This window comes from Streptococcus sp. CL9.43 (genome assembly GCF_049737935.1).
Taxonomy (GTDB): Bacteria; Bacillota; Bacilli; order Lactobacillales; family Streptococcaceae; genus Streptococcus; species Streptococcus infantis_I.
On the sequence record NZ_JBKOTS010000003.1, the window covers coordinates 118,139 to 134,301 of the forward strand.

Genomic DNA, 16,163 nt, shown 5'->3' on the forward strand with positions numbered 1-16,163 from the left:
CTTCTGATTGATCTTCTTAGTTACGGTAAAATTGGTTATCTTTGTCACTTACAGATTGACCGATAGACAAGACATCTTGGCTACCGTCTGTACCTGTCACTTCGTTTTGGACTCCGGCTGGGGTAAAGATCAGTCGTGCACCTTGTCCACCACCGACAAGATGAATACCTGTTGAGTAGTAGCCATCTTTTTCCACTACTTGACCCATCTCGTATTTAAAGGTTCCATTTGCGCTTTGGATTGTTACAATTCCATCTGCTGTGACTGTTGCAGTTGTTCCCGCGTAGTTTTCCCAAGTTCCTACAAATTTAGCGTAAGCCTCTAATGATTTTTGCTTATCTTCCGTTTGTTCCGCTTGAGTGGTTGTAGCTTCTGTCGCACTATTTGTTTCTGACTTCTGCTCCTCTTTTTGGCTTACTTCAGTTTTACTTGCGGACTCTGTAGTCACCTTGCTTGTTGTTTCTTTTTGGTTTGAAGCTGAAGTGTTCTTGTTAGTCTTTCCACCACAGGCAGCCAAGGTCAAGGCAGCCAACAAGGTCAGGACTGATAGGCTCGTATAGCGCAATGTTTTGTTTTTCATAAAAATCTCCTTTGAAATAGATACAGATAAAAGTAGCTCGTCAGATTTTGCATATATTTGACGGCTGTATCGTAGTCTTCAGTGTATCATTTATTTGCTTTTAATTCAATAGCTATCATATATCGAAAAAAGGCTAATCCAAGTAGGAATTAGCCCTTTTATTTCTAGTTTTGATTTGCTCGTTTTTTTAGTAGATAAACATGGCATCGCCAAAGCTAAAGAAACGGTATTTTTCATCGATAGCATGCTGGTAGGCTTTGAGGACCAATTCACGGCCTGCAAAAGCTGAGACAAGCATGACCAAGGTAGACTTCGGCAAATGGAAATTAGTAGAAAAAGCATCCACCACCTTCCAGTCATAGCCTGGCTTGATAAAGATATTAGTCCAGCCAGAATCGGCCTGGATTTGGCCGTCAAACTTGCTTCCGATAGTCTCTAGCGTACGGATAGAGGTTGTCCCCACAGCAATGACACGGCCACCATTTTCTTTGACCTGACGCAAGGTCGCTGCAGCTTCCTCAGACAATTGGTAAAACTCTGAGTGCATCTCGTGCTCATCCAAATTATCTACTGAAACAGGTCTAAAGGTCCCAAGTCCAACGTGCAAGGTTAAGTAGACTAGATGAACTCCTTTTTGCTGAATTTCCTCTAGTAATTCTTTGGTAAAATGTAGCCCTGCAGTTGGGGCTGCTGCTGATCCACTCTCCTTGGCATAGACTGTCTGGTAACGTTCACGGTCAGCCAATTTTTCGTGAATATAAGGAGGCAAAGGCATTTCTCCAAGACTTTCAAGTACCTCTAAGAAAATCCCCTCATATTCAAAACGGACAATACGGCCGCCATGGGTTAATTCCTCGGTCACAACCGCGCTAAGTCGACCATCACCAAAAATAACACGGGTGCCGACCTTGAGACGTTTAGCTGGTTTAGCCAAGACTTCCCACTCATCTCCAGCTGTATTTTTCAAAAGCAAGAGTTCAACATGGCCCCCTGTTTCTTCTTTTTGACCATGAAGTCGAGCTGGCAATACACGGGTATCATTCATAACCAGGGCATCACCTGGCTCTAGCATTTCGATAATAGAGTGAAAGTGGCGATCTTGAAATTCTCCAGTCTGGCGATTGACCATCAAGAGTTTAGAGGCATCGCGCTTTTCCAAAGGTGTTTGTGCAATCAACTCCTCAGGCAAGTGAAAGTCAAAATCATTTGTATTTAATGTCGTCATTCTTCTTTTCTCTTCTCATTTATGCAAATTACTTATCAAAGCGAACTTCTTCAAGTAGATACTCGATGAAGCGTTCACCCATCTTAGACAAGCTAGTTTTCTCATGCTGGATATAAACCAGTTCAATGGGATCATCAATATCAAGTGGAATCGAAACGATATTGTCTCCATTGAGGTTACTATTAAGGATACCAGTCGCGATGGTATAGCCGTCCAAACCAATCAAGAGATTGAACAAGGTAGCACGGTCACTAACAACGATGGATTTCTTGTGGTGTTCCTGAGACAAAATCTCCTCTGAGAAATAGAAAGAATTATGGGTACCTTGGTCATAGCTCAAATATGGGAAGTCTTCTAGATCTGCCAACTGCACCTTGTCTCTTTTAGCAAGAGGGTTGGTCTTGCTGACAAAGATATGGGGTTGGGCTGTAAAGAGAGGGTGGGCAACGAGATGGTTGTCATCCAACATCTTCGAAAGAACGTCCCGGTTATAGCTATTTAAAAAGAGGACCCCCACTTCACTTCGGAAGTTCTTGACGTCGTCGATAATCTCCCAAGTTCTCGTCTCACGCAAAAAAAGCTCGTACTTTTCCATATCGCTTTTCTTGAGCAAGGAAACAAAGGCATTAACTACAAAAGCATAGTGTTGCGAAGACACACTAAAAAGCTCGCGATGAGCGATTGGATTCTTATAACGTTCTTCTAGAAGTTGCGTTTGCTCGACAACCTGACGGGCATAGGATAAAAACTCCATCCCATCGCGTGTGAGGGTAATTCCCTTAGGATTTCGGATAAAAATCTCAATTCCCATCTCATTTTCTAGGTCACGAACTGCATTTGATAGACTCGGTTGTGTAATAAAAAGTTGCTTGGCAGCCTCATTCATCGAACCAGTCTCTACAATTTTGATAATATAGTGTAATTGTTGAATTCTCATGTTTTTATTGTACCATACTTGACGCAATATAAAAAGGAACAGTCACTGAAAGCCAAGCTAGCCGCATAACAGTCTTTTTTTACAGCTCATAAAAAAGAGGTTGGATAATTTCCAACCTCTTTTTCTGTTCTAGCAAGTTAAAACTAGCTGTCTTTTCTCCAAAAGATGGCTAATAAAATCATGGCTCCTAAAACTGATGGGATAATAGCCGTATCAGCTAAGATAGGCCCCCAAGTTCCAAAAAGCATTTGACCCAGGAAAGCACCAATCCAACCCAGAAACATTTTCCCGAAGCATCCCATCCGTTCTCCACGATTGGTGATAGCTCCTGCTAATAATCCGATCAAAAGACCAACAAACATACTTCCAATCATAGTTTCTCCTTAAATTGCCCAATCTCCATTGCGGAAGAGTGGTACACGTGTTCCATCCTCACGGATACCATCGATATCCATTTGGTTCGAACCAATCATAAAGTCAACGTGAACATCTGAACGATTAAGTCCTGCAGCTTCCAGCTCTTCTTCGCTCATCTCAGCTCCACCGACAACGCTCGTTGCATAGGCTGCACCAATAGCCAAGTGGTTAGAAGCATTTTCGTCAAAAAGGGTGTTAAAGAAGGTAATGCCTGACTGAGAAATTGGGCTTGGATCTGGTACCAAGGCACATTCACCCAAGGCACGCGCACCAGCATTCTTAAAGACGAGGTCCTTCATTACTTGATCACCCTTTTCAGCTGTGATATCAACGATTTGACCATTTTCAAAGGTCACCTTGATGCCTTCGATGATATTTCCATTGTAGCTAAGAGGTTTTGTAGACGTTACATAACCATCTGCACGACGGAAATCAGGAGCTGTAAAGACTTCTTCTGTTGGCATATTTGGCAAGAAACCTTCGCCTTGAGCATTGATCGCTCCGGCAGATTCCCAAACGTGGTTCTTCGGCAAGCCAAGTGTCAAATCAGTTCCAGGAGCAGTGTAGTGAAGGGCTGAGAATTGCTCTTTATTGAGCATTTCCGCCTTGCTCTTGAGGATAGCAGCATGTTCTTCCCAAGCCTTAACTGGATCTTCTTCGTAGATACGGCAAGTCTTGAAGATTTGGTCCCAAAGGAGGTCCACTGCTTCTTCGTCGCTTGCAGCATTTGGAAAGACCTTCTTAGCCCACTCAAGTCCAGCAGCAGCTGCTACAGTCCAGCTAACCTTGTTAGATTGAGTTGTGATACGCATTGGCTTCATAGCAATTCCCATAGCTTTAGCAGAAGCTGAGAGCTTTTCAGCATCCACTCCGTTCAAGGCACCTGGGTCAGAAGAACGAACACCGAGACGACTTGCTTTGTTTTCAAGAAGGTAGTTCATCTCAGCAATCTTGTATTCTGGTACATTGTCCAAACGCTCCATCGGCGCGTGAAGGAATTTCTCACGGTTCACAAAGTCATCTGCCCATTGAACGATAACTTCGTGCGCTCCAAGTGCATAGGCTTCTTTGACGATTAAGTGAGCCAACTCACGTTGCTCCACATCGATAGAGAGAGCCAAGGTATGACCAGGTTGCACGTTCACTCCGTTTGCAACCAAAAGCTTAGCGTATTTTTCTAGATTTTCTTTAAAATTTGGTAAAACCATCTTGTTTCTCTTTTCTATTTTTATTTCAAAGCAGAAAGTAGCCCTGCTAGTGCAATAGTACCTGACAAGAGTGCTGTCGATAGAAGGATTGTCTGATCAGCAAGTTCCAATTGGTACTCAAAGACTTTTTCAGCTGGCTTGTCTTCCGCAAAAATTCTTAGTTTCATGAAATGTCCTCCGTTCTACCTCTTAAAACAAATCATCAAACAAACTCAACTGATTATCCTCTGGCATATTGCCGAGAATGCCCATTTCATCCATCTTTTCAACCAAGGTTGATGAGAGTCCACCACGCTTGCGGAGTTCTGTTTTAGAGAGGAATTCTCCCTCTTGACGGGCACGAACCAGTTGCTTGGCAACGTTCTCGCCTAGCCCATCCATAGCGACAAACGGTGGGATGAGGGTATCTCCATCGATGATGAATTCAGTCGCATCACTGCGATAGAGGTCCAATTTGCCGAACTTAAAGCCACGTTCCCACATCTCATTGACGATTTCAAGTGTTGTGTAGAGGTCAATTTCTACGTTGGAAGCTTCATTGTTCTTACGCTTTTCAGCAATTTCTTGTATCTTACGTTTAATGGCATCCAAACCTGCCCCCATGGTCTTAATATCAAAGGCCTTAGCACGGATGGAGAAGTAAGCACAGTAATAATAAATCGGATGGTGAACCTTGAAGTAGGCTACACGAAGGGCCATCATAACGTAGGCTGCCGCATGGGCTTTAGGGAACATGTACTTGATTTTCCCACAAGATTCGATATACCACTCAGGCACATTATTGGCCTTCATGGCTTCGATATAACCGTTGCGCTCTTCTTCTGAGATTTTAAGCCACAAGCCCTTACGCACTCGTTCCATGATGGTAAAGGCCATCTTAGGATCTAAACCTGCGTGCATGAGGTAAACCATGATGTCATCCCGACATCCGATAACGGTTGAAAGGTCTGCAATTCCAGTCTTAATCAAATCCTGGGCATTTCCCAACCATACATCGGTACCGTGAGACAGCCCAGAAAGCTGAAGTAACTCTGCAAAGGTCGTCGGATGGGTTTCATCCACCATGCCTCGAACAAAGTTAGTTCCAAACTCTGGAATACCAAGCATACCAGTCGAAGTCCCAATTTGTTCAGGCGTCACTCCCAGAATATCGGTTCCCGAAAAGAGAGCCATGACATCAGGATCATCCATAGGAATATCATTTGGATCAATGCCTGACAAGTCCTGGAGCTTGCGAATCATAGTCGGATCATCATGTCCAAGGACATCGAGCTTGAGGACGTTCTCATCGATATCGTGGAAGTTAAAGTGAGTGGTCTGCCATTCAGCCGTTACATCATCTGCAGGATACTGTACTGGAGTAAAGTCATAGACATCCATATAATTAGGGATAACAACGATTCCTCCTGGGTGCTGACCGGTCGTCCGTTTGACACCAGCAGCTCCTTGGGCTAGGCGTTCTACTTCAGCTTCTCGGTAGAATTTGCCATAGTCACGCTCGTAACCCTTGACAAATCCATAGGCTGTCTTAGCAGCCACCGTACCAACCGTTCCTGCACGGAAGGCATATTCTTCCCCAAAGATATCACGAACATCCAAGTGGGCGCTCGGCTGGTCTTCACCTGAGAAGTTCAAATCGATATCAGGTACCTTATCCCCATCAAAACCAAGGAAGGTCTCGAAAGGAATGTCCTGTCCATTCTTGCTGAGCTTGTGGCCACAGTTTGGACAGTCTTTATCTGGCATATCAAAGCCTGAACCGTAGGAACCATCCGTGATAAATTCACTGTACTGACACTGACCACAGACATAGTGAGGAGAAAGCGGATTAACCTCGGTAATTCCAATCATGGTCGCAACGAAACTGGATCCAACAGACCCACGTGAACCAACCAAGTAGCCTCGTTCGTTTGAACGGTGCACTAGCATTTGCGAAGCCAGATAAATCACGGCGAACCCATTCCCCAGGATAGAAGTCAATTCCTTTTCAATCCGTAAATCAACGATATCTGGGAGTGGATTTCCATAGATTTCAAAAGCTTTTTTATAGGTCAACTCGGCGACTGTTTCTTCAGCCTTGTCAATGAAAGGCGTGTATAAATCACCCTTTACAACCTCAACAGGCTCAAAGATTTCTGCCATGGCGTTGGTATTTTCAATGACAATCTTGCGAGCCAAGTCTTCCCCTAAAAAGGCAAATTCATCCAACATTTCATTAGTTGTTCTAAAGTGTGCCTTTGGTAGCGGAGCTGGTTGGGCAGCTTCTCCATGACCGATCGTTCGGTTAATCATGGCTCCCTGACCTAGACTACGGACGATGATTTCTCGATAAATTTCATCTTCAGGTTCGATATAGTGGACATTTCCTGTCGCAAGAACGGGCTTACCGAGACGGTCTCCGACCTCTATCAAACTCTTGATAATAGTGTGGAGCTCCTCCATATCCTTGACCTGCTCTTTGGCAATCAGAGGTGCATAGATAGCCGGAGGCATCACCTCGATAAAATCATAGTATTTGGCTACTTCGACTGCCGCATCTACACCTTGTGATACGACTGCATCAAAGACTTCCCCTTCCGTACAGGCTGAACCTAAGATCAAACCTTCTCGATGGGCATCTAGTACCGTACGTGGAATCCGTGGAACTCCTTCAAAATACTGGGTATTAGAAAGGGAAACCAGCTTAAAGATATTTTTCAAGCCCACTTGATTTTTCACATAGATGGTCGCATGCTTGACTCGAGCTTTTTTATAAGAATTCGGACTGATTAAATCAAGGTTTAATCGTGCTAAGTCCGTCACACCGTGTTTTTCTGCTACTTCTTTGATAAAGATAAAGAGCAGACGACCAGTTGCTTCCGCATCATAGTTGGCCATATGGTGGTGTTCTAGAGCTACGCCAAAACGTTTGGTTAAGGGACCCAAACCATGGCGTTTGTACTCAGGATAGAGATTTCTAGCGAACTCTAGCGTATCGATGACAGGTTGAGTAATTTTTGGAAGACCGTGACGCTCATAGTTGGCATTCATAAAACCAACGTCAAAGCTTGCATTATGGGCTACAAGAACGGTATCTTTACAGAATTTTTGGAATTCTTTCAAAACTTGAATCAAGGGTTTAGCGTTTTTTACATGATCATCAGTAATCCCTGTCAATTCCGTAGTAAAGGCTGATAAGGGGTGCCCAGGATTGATAAATTCATCAAACTCAGCAATGATATTGCCCTTATACATCTTGGAAGCTGCCACCTGAATCAAATCATTATAGATAGCAGATAGACCAGTCGTTTCCACGTCAAAGACTACATAGGTAGCTTCAGAAAGATCCATCTCCACTTCGTTGTAGACGATAGGAACACGGTCTTCTACGATATTGGCTTCCATTCCATAAATGAGCTGAATACCAGCTTTCTTAGCAGCCTTATAGCCGTGGGGGAAGGATTGAACATTGCCATGGTCTGTGATTGCCACTGCTTTGTGGCCCCATTTGGCTGCTGTTCCAACGATTTCTTCGACCTCAGGCAGAGCATCCATGGTCGACATGTTGGTATGGGCATGAAACTCAACGCGACGCTCACCTTCTGGCATCAAGTCCTTACGTTCATAGTGAACAACTTCCTGCACATCTTGCACATTCATGGTCAAATCTCGTGTGAAATTATTGACCTCGACATTTCCACGAACACGGAGCCATGAATTTTTCTTGATGATATCAAACTTCTGAGCTTCCTCTTCATTTTTGACCCATTTTTGCATGGAGAAACTAGACGTATAGTCCGTCATCTTGAAGTTAATCAAGACACGACCTGTTCTAGTCACTTTATGCTCTACATCAAAGACAACCCCTTCAAAAACCAGTCGATTTTCTTCGGTATTGACCTCAATCATTGGAGTTACCTCTGCTTTGTCGAGTTTAGGCTTAGCAGCTGCCTTCTTGGCTTGGAAATCAAAGACAGGCTTGTCCTCAACTGGAGGAGGCGGTGCCATCTGTTCTAACTGTTCCATAGCTCGAAGGGTCTCATCATTGGCAGCCTGAACAATCATTTGATTCTCTGTATAGAAGGCTTCTTGTTCTTCCTTGGTCAGGTCCTCATTTTTTTCCAATCGGAAGGTTAATTTAGGAAAACCAAAGAGCTCAAGTTGTTTGCTAAGATTTGGCAAATGGTTTTTTCTGAAATGCTCTGTATCTGCTGCTTCAGAGGCCTCAATAATCAATTGATCATTTTCAAATCGAACCTGAAAATCCTGATACATGGTCCGAAATCCTTGGCTAGAACAAGGCCCATCTGAAAAAGCCTCCCGATAGTAGGCCTGTAAAAGCTCTCTTGAAAAATCTTGATCTTTCGTTTTAATCTCGAAAGTCGCTTGATTTCCCGTTTTTGAAAATTCTTCTTTCAATCCCTTCTTCAATGCTAAAAAGAGTTCAAAGGGGAGGATATTCTCAAATACAAAACGAAACTCCCAAATGTTACTTTGTTTGTGTACAATAACTTGTTCAATTTCAGCCCGGGAGAAGGCCTCATAATTTCTTATCTCAGCAGGGATACCCAACTGATTCATTAAAATTTCAAAAGTGGTTGACATCCATTTTCCTCACAATATACTCCTTCTATTTTACCATATTTGAGGCAATTTTAGCTATTTCTACCAAACAGAAAAAGAAGCCACAAAGTGACTTCTTTTAAAGTGACGGTGAATTATTCTTCACCTTTGTTTTTCTTAATGATTTCTTCTTGTACTGACTTAGGTACATCTTCATAGTGGTCGAATACCATCATGAATGTACCACGTCCTTGTGATGCAGAACGAAGAACTGTTGCGTAACCAAACATTTCAGCAAGTGGAACGTAAGCACGAACGATTTGGCTGTTACCGTGTGCTTCCATACCATCTACACGTCCACGACGAGCAGTTACGTGACCCATAACATCACCAAGGTTTTCTTCTGGAACAGTGATTGTTACAAGCATCATTGGCTCAAGGATAGCTGGTTGTGCAGTCTTAGCAGCTTCTTTAAGTGCAAGAGATGCAGCGATCTTGAAGGCAGTTTCAGATGAGTCGACATCGTGGTATGAACCATCGTAAAGCTTAGCTTTAACGTCAACCATTGGGTAACCAGCAAGAACACCGTTAGCCATAGATTCTACCAAACCTTTTTCAACCGCTGGGATAAATTCACGAGGAACCACACCACCGACGATTGCGTTTTCGAATTCGAATCCTTTACCTTCTTCGTTTGGAGTAAATTCAATCCATACATCACCGAATTGACCTTTACCACCAGACTGACGTTTGAAGAATCCACGTGCTTGAGTAGAAGCGCGGAATGTTTCACGGTAAGATACTTGAGGAGCACCTACGTTCGCTTCAACTTTGAACTCACGACGCATACGGTCAACAAGGACGTCAAGGTGAAGCTCACCCATACCAGAGATAACTGTTTCACCAGTTTCAACGTTAGTTTCAACGCGGAATGTTGGATCTTCTTCAGCCAATTTTTGAAGGGCGATACCCATCTTGTCTTGGTCTGCTTTAGATTTAGGCTCAACCATCAATTGGATAACTGGTTCTGGAACGTTGATTGACTCAAGGATGATTTTAGCTTTTTCATCTGTCAATGAGTCACCAGTTGTAGTGTCTTTCAAACCAACGGCAGCAGCGATATCACCTGAGTAAACAGTGTCGATTTCTTGACGGCTGTTAGCGTGCATTTGAAGGATACGTCCGATACGTTCACGTTTACCTTTAGAAGTATTCAATACGTAAGAACCTGATTGAAGAACACCTGAGTAAACACGGAAGAATGTCAAACGACCTACGAATGGGTCAGTCATGATCTTGAAGGCAAGAGCTGCAAATGGCTCTTCATCAGATGCTGGTCGAGTTTCTTCTTCTTCAGTATCTGGGTTGATACCTTTGATCGCAGGGATATCAAGTGGGCTTGGAAGGTAGTCGATAACCGCATCAAGCATCAATTGAACACCCTTGTTCTTGAAGGCAGAACCACAAAGTACTGGGTAGAATTCAACGTTGATAGTCGCTTTACGGATACCAGCTTTCAATTCCTCGTTAGTGATTTCTTCACCTTCGAGATATTTCATCATCAATTCTTCATCAGTTTCAGCAACTGCTTCAACCAATTTTTCACGGTATTCTTGAGCTTGGTCAAGGTATTCAGCTGGAATATCTTCTTCAAGGATATCTGTACCAAGGTCGTTAGTATAGATTTCAGCTTTCATCTTGATCAAGTCGATGATTCCACGGAAGTCATCTTCAGCACCGATTGGCAATTGAATTGGGTGTGCATTTGCTTGAAGACGATCGTGAAGTGTGCTTACTGAGTAAAGGAAGTCAGCACCGATTTTGTCCATTTTATTGGCAAATACGATACGTGGAACCCCGTACTCAGTTGCTTGACGCCAAACTGTTTCAGTTTGAGGCTCAACACCTGATTGTGAGTCAAGAACTGTAACCGCACCGTCCAATACACGAAGAGAACGTTGTACTTCGATTGTGAAGTCCACGTGTCCTGGTGTGTCGATGATGTTTACGCGGTGGTTGTTCCATTGAGCTGTTGTTGCAGCAGATGTGATAGTGATACCACGTTCTTGCTCTTGCTCCATCCAGTCCATTTGAGACGCACCTTCGTGAGTTTCACCGATTTTGTGGATTTTACCAGTGTAGTAAAGAATACGCTCAGTTGTAGTTGTTTTACCAGCATCGACGTGAGCCATGATACCGATATTACGAGTTTTTTCAAGTGAAAATTCGCGTGCCATGAGGTTTGTTTCTCCTATATTTTTTATTTCTATTCTATTATAACACGATTTCAATAAAAACGGATAGGCAGGACCCACCCGTTCTCAATGTTTATCTTGTTTAGTTGGTTTCAACTTGTGAGATGGGAAGTTGAATTGTACTCGGGCTAAAGTTAGTTAGCCGATTTGAGCCGGAATGGGATGCTGTGTGAAAAAGATAAACTTCCTTGTATTCGTCGAATACTGCGTCAGTTTCCTATTTTCACCTTGCATCCTTACCATTCCTAGCATCATTTTATTACCAACGGAAGTGTGCGAAGGCACGGTTAGCTTCAGCCATACGGTGAGTGTCTTCACGTTTCTTAACTGCTGCACCAGTGTTGTTAGCAGCATCTAAGATTTCTTTTGCAAGACGGTCTTGCATTGTGTGTTCACCACGAAGGCGAGCAATTGTTACCAACCAACGAAGTCCAAGTGTTGTACGACGTTCTGGACGAACTTCAACTGGGACTTGGTAGTTAGATCCACCAACACGACGTGCACGTACTTCAAGTACAGGCATGATGTTTTCCATAGCTGTTTCAAATACTTCAAGTGCATCGTTACCAGTAGCTTCTTTGATTTGCTCAAAAGCACCGTAAACGATTGAAGCAGCTGTACCACGTTTACCATCAAGCATAACGCGGTTGATAAGACGAGTAACTAATTGTGAATTGTAAAGCGGATCTGGCAATACTTCACGTTTTGGAGCTCTATTTTTACGACTCATTTCTCTTTATCCCCTTTCCTTATGCTTTTGGACGTTTAGTACCGTATTTAGAACGGCCTTGTTTACGATCGTTAACACCTGCAGTATCAAGTGCACCACGGACGATATGGTAACGTACCCCTGGAAGGTCTTTTACACGTCCACCGCGAAGAAGCACCACGCTGTGCTCTTGCAAGTTGTGTCCGATACCTGGGATGTAGGCAGTAACTTCGATAAGGTTGCTCAAACGTACACGAGCAAATTTACGAAGGGCAGAGTTAGGTTTTTTAGGTGTCATAGTTCCAACACGAGTTGCTACACCACGTTTTTGTGGTGAAGAAACGTTTGTTTGAACTTTTTTATGACTGTTGTAACCAACGTTCAAAGCTGGTGATTTAGATTTTTCTACTTTTGATTTACGCGGTTTGCGAACCAATTGGTTAATTGTAGGCATCTACATTCTCCTGTGTTTTTTTATTTTTGGTGATGATACACTTGGTGACAGCTATCATCTGTGTATACTTTTGCAACATTTGTCAGCACGTCCCTGTACACTCTTGAGAGACCAAAAGTAAAAAGTACCGTCTAACATTGTACCACTTTTTTTCTATTTTTGTCAATATATTTCTTCTTATTTTTTGACTTCTTTGCTCTAAAATCTCTTTGAAAACGCTCGCCTGCCAGATAGTCTCTTCAACCGACCACATAGACATAGCTTCTTGTATTTGTCGACAAAATGGTGTTTAATAGATTTGTAAGTAAGAGATCTCTATTACAACTTTATAAAGGAGAAATTATGAAACTCAGACTTGATATTGATCAGCAATACACCGAAGAGCAAATCATCATAGAGGCACCGACCTTGTCCCCTAGAGTTCAAAAGGTTCAGGACTTTGTACAAAATCTTGAACAAAAAGAAACTCTTAAAGGAAAATTCCAAGACCAGGTCTACTTGATTCAGATTAGCAAAATTCAGCGTGTATACATTGAAAATCGTAAGGTTCTGGCCGAAACGGATAGCCAAACCTATGCACTTGACATTCGTCTCTACCAAGCAAGTGAAATTCTACCTGCTTCCTTTATCCAAATTTCCCAATCGGAAATTGTCAACATTGATGCAATTAGTCATCTAAAACTAACCTCTAACGGCTTGATTGAAATCTATCTAAAAAACGAAAGTTTTACCTACTCATCTCGCCGTTACCTCAAAACTATTAAGGAGAAATTAGAACTATGAAAAAACAAGTATTCCACGATGCCACAACTGGTATCCTCATCGGCCTCACCCTATCTATTATCTTTTCTTTTATCTATTCACCAAGCAACTACGCACCTCTCAGCCCTGAATCTCCTGTTGGTCAATTCATGAGCAGTCATCAGGTTCACGGTGCTCTAGTTTTACTCTACTGTACACTTATCTGGTCAGCTATTGGAGTCCTCTTTAGTTTTGGTAGCCGTCTATTCGCTCAAGATTGGAGTCTTCTTCGTGCGACTGTCACTCACTTCTTCCTTATGTTGCTAGGTTTTGTACCTCTAGCAATCCTAGCAGGCTGGTTCCCTCTTCACTGGACTTTCATCCTCCAACTCATCCCAGAGTTTGCCATCGTCTACCTCATCATTTGGGCGATTCTCTATAAAAGAGAATCAAAGAAGGTTGCCCACATCAACCAACTATTAGCTCAGAAAAAATAAGACCTAAAAACCCACTCCGTTTTGTGAGTGGGTTTTTGCTTATAATTTTTGTTTCAGCTCTAATAAGAGATTCATGGCTTGCATCGGTGTCATATTGTACACATCTACTTGGGCCAACTCTGCTAGGATAGGATTTTCTTCTTTTTCATCAAAGAGAGACATTTGCTCATTGACAATATTCCTTTGATTGATAGAAATTGGATTTTCCTGACTTTGGCTCTCTAGTTGAGTTAGAATCGCATCCGCTCTTTTTAGCAAATCTGCTGGCAATCCTGCAATCTTAGCAACGTGAATACCGTACGATTTGTCTGCTGGACCTGGTTCAATCTTATGAAGGAAAGTGACCTGACCATTTTGCTCAAGCGTAGCCACGTGTACATTTACTAGATGTTCAAGACTAGCTTCCAGACTGGTTAATTCATGGTAGTGCGTGGCAAAGAGAGTCTTGGCACCAATATGCTCATGGATATACTCGATAATAGACTGGGCTAGAGCCATACCATCATAAGTTGCGGTTCCTCGACCAAGCTCATCAAAAAGAATCAATGAATCCTTTGTCGCATGACTAATGGCATTATTAGCTTCCATCATCTCTACCATAAAGGTAGATTGACCTGAAACCAAGTCATCTGCCGCACCGATACGGGTAAAAATTGCATCAAAAATTGGCAGTCGAGCACTTTCTGCAGGGACATAAGAACCCATCTGAGCCATAACCGCTGTAATGGCTAGTTGACGCATGTAGGTTGACTTCCCGCTCATGTTCGGACCTGTAATTAGTTGAATGCTAGTATCTTCATCCATCTGGATACTATTGGGAATATAGGTCTGAGCTCCCATGACCTTTTCAACAACTGCGTGACGACCATTCTGGATATCAATCCGCGACTCTTGCCCAAACTCTGGTCGAATCAGGTGTTGTTTTTCTGCAACTACTGCCAAGCCTTGCAAGACATCGACAGCAGCAATTCCTTGAGCCAGAGCCTGTAGACGTTGGATATACTTGCCAACCTCCTCACGAATACGCATAAAGATTTCGTACTCTAGGTTTGCTGATTTCTCACGCGCCTCTAACATTTCTCCTTCGATACGCGCCAACTCCTCTGTCCCAAATCGCTCAGAGTTTTTCAGCGTAGCCTTGCGGAAAAAGTGAGCTGGTACGTTACCTAGCTGCGAGTTGGTTACATGGAAATAGTAGCCATCTTTTTTATTGTAGTCAATCTTGAGAGTATTGATGCCAGAGTTTTCTCTTTCCTTGACCTCAATCTCAGCAATCCAGCTGGTCCCTTCTCTCAGCACACGACGGTATTTATCCAAGGTCTCATCAAAGCCCGTTCGGATAATACCACCTTCGGTAATCACGTGAGGGGCCTCAGGAGCAATGGCTGCGCTAATGAGATTTTCCAACTCAGGAATAGCATCCAGTTGTTCAATCAGATAAGCGAGAGCTGGTTGCTCCATTCCTTCTAAAATGGCGCGAATTCGTGGAACACTTCCCAAGGTAGTCGCTAATTGCAAGAGGTCTTTGGGGTTGCTTTTGCCAAAAGATACTCGACTAGCCAGACGTTCGATATCGTAGACTCCCTTAAGGCTTTCTGTTAAATCACTGCGCTCAAAGAAATAATCCAGAAAGACTTGCACAACCTCCTGACGTTCTATGATACGATCTAAATCAATTAAGGGGCGTTGAATCCAAGAACGTAGAAGACGCATACCCATTGCAGTTTTAGTCTCATCTAGCAACCAGAACAGACTCCCTTGTTTCTTACCTGAGCGAGCATTTTCAACCAAATCAAGACTAGCCTTGGTCGCAAAATCCATCTGCAAGAAATCTTTGATTTCATAACGAATAACTGGCTTCAAGTGGCTGAGCTCTCTCATCTGCGTCCGATGAACATACTGAAGAAGTTTCCCACTAGCTGCTCCTTCAACAGTTGCCAATCTTGAATCCAACAGATGGACGTCTTCATATGTTTCTTGTTCATAGGAAAGCACTAGATTCATTTGACGACTGAGAATCTGTTCTTCCACTTCAGACAAGTCGTAACCAATCACCACTTCTCTGGCCTTGAGGTTACGGATTTCACCACAGACTAGAGAGAAATCTGATAATCCCGTTACATAGAAATCACCTGTCACTAGGTCCATATAGGCTAGTCCATACTGGGAACCTTCACGATCAATAGCTACTAAAAAGTTATTGTGACTATCTGGCTTACTACTATCAACCACTGTTCCTGGTGTAATGACCTGAACAACCTCGCGCTTAACGACACCAACAGCTTGCTTAGGGTCTTCCATCTGTTCAGCGATGGCAACCTTGTAGCCACGTTCAACTAGAACATCAATATACTGTTGGGCAGAATGATAAGGAACTCCAGCCATGGGAATAGGATTTTCAGCATTTTTATTGCGACTGGTTAGTGAGATTTCTAGTATCTGTGCAGCATTGACTGCATCTTCATAAAACAACTCATAAAAATCACCCATACGAAAAAGCAAAAAAGCATCTGGATATTGTTTTTTGATATCCACATACTGTTGCATACCAGGTGATAATTTTTCAGTAGTCATTTACTCTCTCCTTGTAAAAACAGT

At 42.9% G+C, this 16,163-nt stretch carries 13 protein-coding genes; 2 read left to right on the forward strand and 11 right to left on the reverse strand.

The window, feature by feature from the left end; translation table 11 throughout:
- Positions 1-16: 16 nt before the first annotated feature.
- The 10 genes from ACLNCS_RS05920 to rpsL form a co-directional block, all read right to left on the reverse strand.
- Positions 17-580 carry an ABC transporter substrate-binding protein gene (locus tag ACLNCS_RS05920; protein ID WP_424847761.1) on the reverse strand — a complete coding sequence of 188 codons (564 nt, stop codon included), beginning with the start codon at positions 578-580 and terminating at the stop codon, positions 17-19.
- A 187-nt stretch (positions 581-767) separates the two neighbouring features.
- Positions 768-1,805, reverse strand: a complete 1,038-nt coding sequence (gene queA, locus ACLNCS_RS05925) for a tRNA preQ1(34) S-adenosylmethionine ribosyltransferase-isomerase QueA (protein WP_254724850.1) — start codon at positions 1,803-1,805, stop codon at positions 768-770.
- A 28-nt stretch (positions 1,806-1,833) separates the two neighbouring features.
- Positions 1,834-2,742, reverse strand: a complete 909-nt coding sequence (locus tag ACLNCS_RS05930; RefSeq protein WP_424847763.1) for a LysR family transcriptional regulator — start codon at positions 2,740-2,742, stop codon at positions 1,834-1,836.
- Positions 2,743-2,885: 143 nt separating this feature from the next.
- Positions 2,886-3,116 carry a GlsB/YeaQ/YmgE family stress response membrane protein gene (locus ACLNCS_RS05935; RefSeq protein WP_006149365.1) on the reverse strand — a complete coding sequence of 77 codons (231 nt, stop codon included), beginning with the start codon at positions 3,114-3,116 and terminating at the stop codon, positions 2,886-2,888.
- A 9-nt stretch (positions 3,117-3,125) separates the two neighbouring features.
- Positions 3,126-4,367: an aminopeptidase gene (locus ACLNCS_RS05940; RefSeq protein WP_424847766.1), complete on the reverse strand. Its 1,242-nt coding sequence runs from the start codon at positions 4,365-4,367 to the stop codon at positions 3,126-3,128.
- 20 nt (positions 4,368-4,387) lie between these two features.
- Positions 4,388-4,534 carry a hypothetical protein gene (locus tag ACLNCS_RS05945; protein ID WP_223333906.1) on the reverse strand — a complete coding sequence of 49 codons (147 nt, stop codon included), beginning with the start codon at positions 4,532-4,534 and terminating at the stop codon, positions 4,388-4,390.
- A 22-nt stretch (positions 4,535-4,556) separates the two neighbouring features.
- Complete coding sequence (locus ACLNCS_RS05950; protein ID WP_424847768.1) at positions 4,557-8,951, reverse strand: PolC-type DNA polymerase III; 4,395 nt, start codon at positions 8,949-8,951, stop codon at positions 4,557-4,559.
- Between the two features lie 113 nt (positions 8,952-9,064).
- Positions 9,065-11,146: an elongation factor G gene (fusA, locus tag ACLNCS_RS05955; RefSeq protein WP_004250723.1), complete on the reverse strand. Its 2,082-nt coding sequence runs from the start codon at positions 11,144-11,146 to the stop codon at positions 9,065-9,067.
- A gap of 277 nt (positions 11,147-11,423) precedes the next feature.
- Positions 11,424-11,894: a 30S ribosomal protein S7 gene (gene rpsG / locus ACLNCS_RS05960; RefSeq protein WP_004250722.1), complete on the reverse strand. Its 471-nt coding sequence runs from the start codon at positions 11,892-11,894 to the stop codon at positions 11,424-11,426.
- Between the two features lie 19 nt (positions 11,895-11,913).
- The gene (gene rpsL, locus ACLNCS_RS05965; protein WP_001142332.1) at positions 11,914-12,327 is read right to left on the reverse strand and encodes a 30S ribosomal protein S12; all 414 of its coding nucleotides are present in this window, start codon (positions 12,325-12,327) and stop codon (positions 11,914-11,916) included.
- A 342-nt stretch (positions 12,328-12,669) separates the two neighbouring features.
- Here rpsL and ACLNCS_RS05970 point away from each other — a divergent pair, with 342 nt between their 5' ends.
- Positions 12,670-13,110, forward strand: a complete 441-nt coding sequence (locus ACLNCS_RS05970; protein WP_004250720.1) for a LytTR family DNA-binding domain-containing protein — start codon at positions 12,670-12,672, stop codon at positions 13,108-13,110.
- Complete coding sequence (locus ACLNCS_RS05975; RefSeq protein WP_004250718.1) at positions 13,107-13,565, forward strand: DUF3021 domain-containing protein; 459 nt, start codon at positions 13,107-13,109, stop codon at positions 13,563-13,565. The genes ACLNCS_RS05970 and ACLNCS_RS05975 overlap by 4 nt, the downstream gene beginning before the upstream one ends.
- A 39-nt stretch (positions 13,566-13,604) precedes the next feature.
- Here the strand turns inward: ACLNCS_RS05975 and mutS are convergent, their stop codons facing one another.
- Complete coding sequence (gene mutS, locus ACLNCS_RS05980) at positions 13,605-16,139, reverse strand: DNA mismatch repair protein MutS (RefSeq protein WP_424847772.1); 2,535 nt, start codon at positions 16,137-16,139, stop codon at positions 13,605-13,607.
- Between the last annotated feature and the right edge of the window lie 24 nt (positions 16,140-16,163).

What these genes read in the sequence shown, in the direction of transcription:
- ACLNCS_RS05975 (WP_004250718.1), top strand. Translation starts at nt 13,107, where the DNA reads ATGAAAAAACAAGTATTCCACGATGCCACAACTGGTATCCTCATCGGC.
- ACLNCS_RS05970 (WP_004250720.1), top strand. Translation starts at nt 12,670, where the DNA reads ATGAAACTCAGACTTGATATTGATCAGCAATACACCGAAGAGCAAATC.
- ACLNCS_RS05940 (WP_424847766.1), bottom strand. Translation starts at nt 4,367, where the DNA reads ATGGTTTTACCAAATTTTAAAGAAAATCTAGAAAAATACGCTAAGCTT.
- rpsG (WP_004250722.1), bottom strand. Translation starts at nt 11,894, where the DNA reads ATGAGTCGTAAAAATAGAGCTCCAAAACGTGAAGTATTGCCAGATCCG.
- ACLNCS_RS05950 (WP_424847768.1), bottom strand. Translation starts at nt 8,951, where the DNA reads ATGTCAACCACTTTTGAAATTTTAATGAATCAGTTGGGTATCCCTGCT.
- fusA (WP_004250723.1), bottom strand. Translation starts at nt 11,146, where the DNA reads ATGGCACGCGAATTTTCACTTGAAAAAACTCGTAATATCGGTATCATG.
- ACLNCS_RS05935 (WP_006149365.1), bottom strand. Translation starts at nt 3,116, where the DNA reads ATGATTGGAAGTATGTTTGTTGGTCTTTTGATCGGATTATTAGCAGGA.
- mutS (WP_424847772.1), bottom strand. Translation starts at nt 16,139, where the DNA reads ATGACTACTGAAAAATTATCACCTGGTATGCAACAGTATGTGGATATC.
- ACLNCS_RS05920 (WP_424847761.1), bottom strand. Translation starts at nt 580, where the DNA reads ATGAAAAACAAAACATTGCGCTATACGAGCCTATCAGTCCTGACCTTG.
- queA (WP_254724850.1), bottom strand. Translation starts at nt 1,805, where the DNA reads ATGACGACATTAAATACAAATGATTTTGACTTTCACTTGCCTGAGGAG.
- rpsL (WP_001142332.1), bottom strand. Translation starts at nt 12,327, where the DNA reads ATGCCTACAATTAACCAATTGGTTCGCAAACCGCGTAAATCAAAAGTA.
- ACLNCS_RS05930 (WP_424847763.1), bottom strand. Translation starts at nt 2,742, where the DNA reads ATGAGAATTCAACAATTACACTATATTATCAAAATTGTAGAGACTGGT.
- ACLNCS_RS05945 (WP_223333906.1), bottom strand. Translation starts at nt 4,534, where the DNA reads ATGAAACTAAGAATTTTTGCGGAAGACAAGCCAGCTGAAAAAGTCTTT.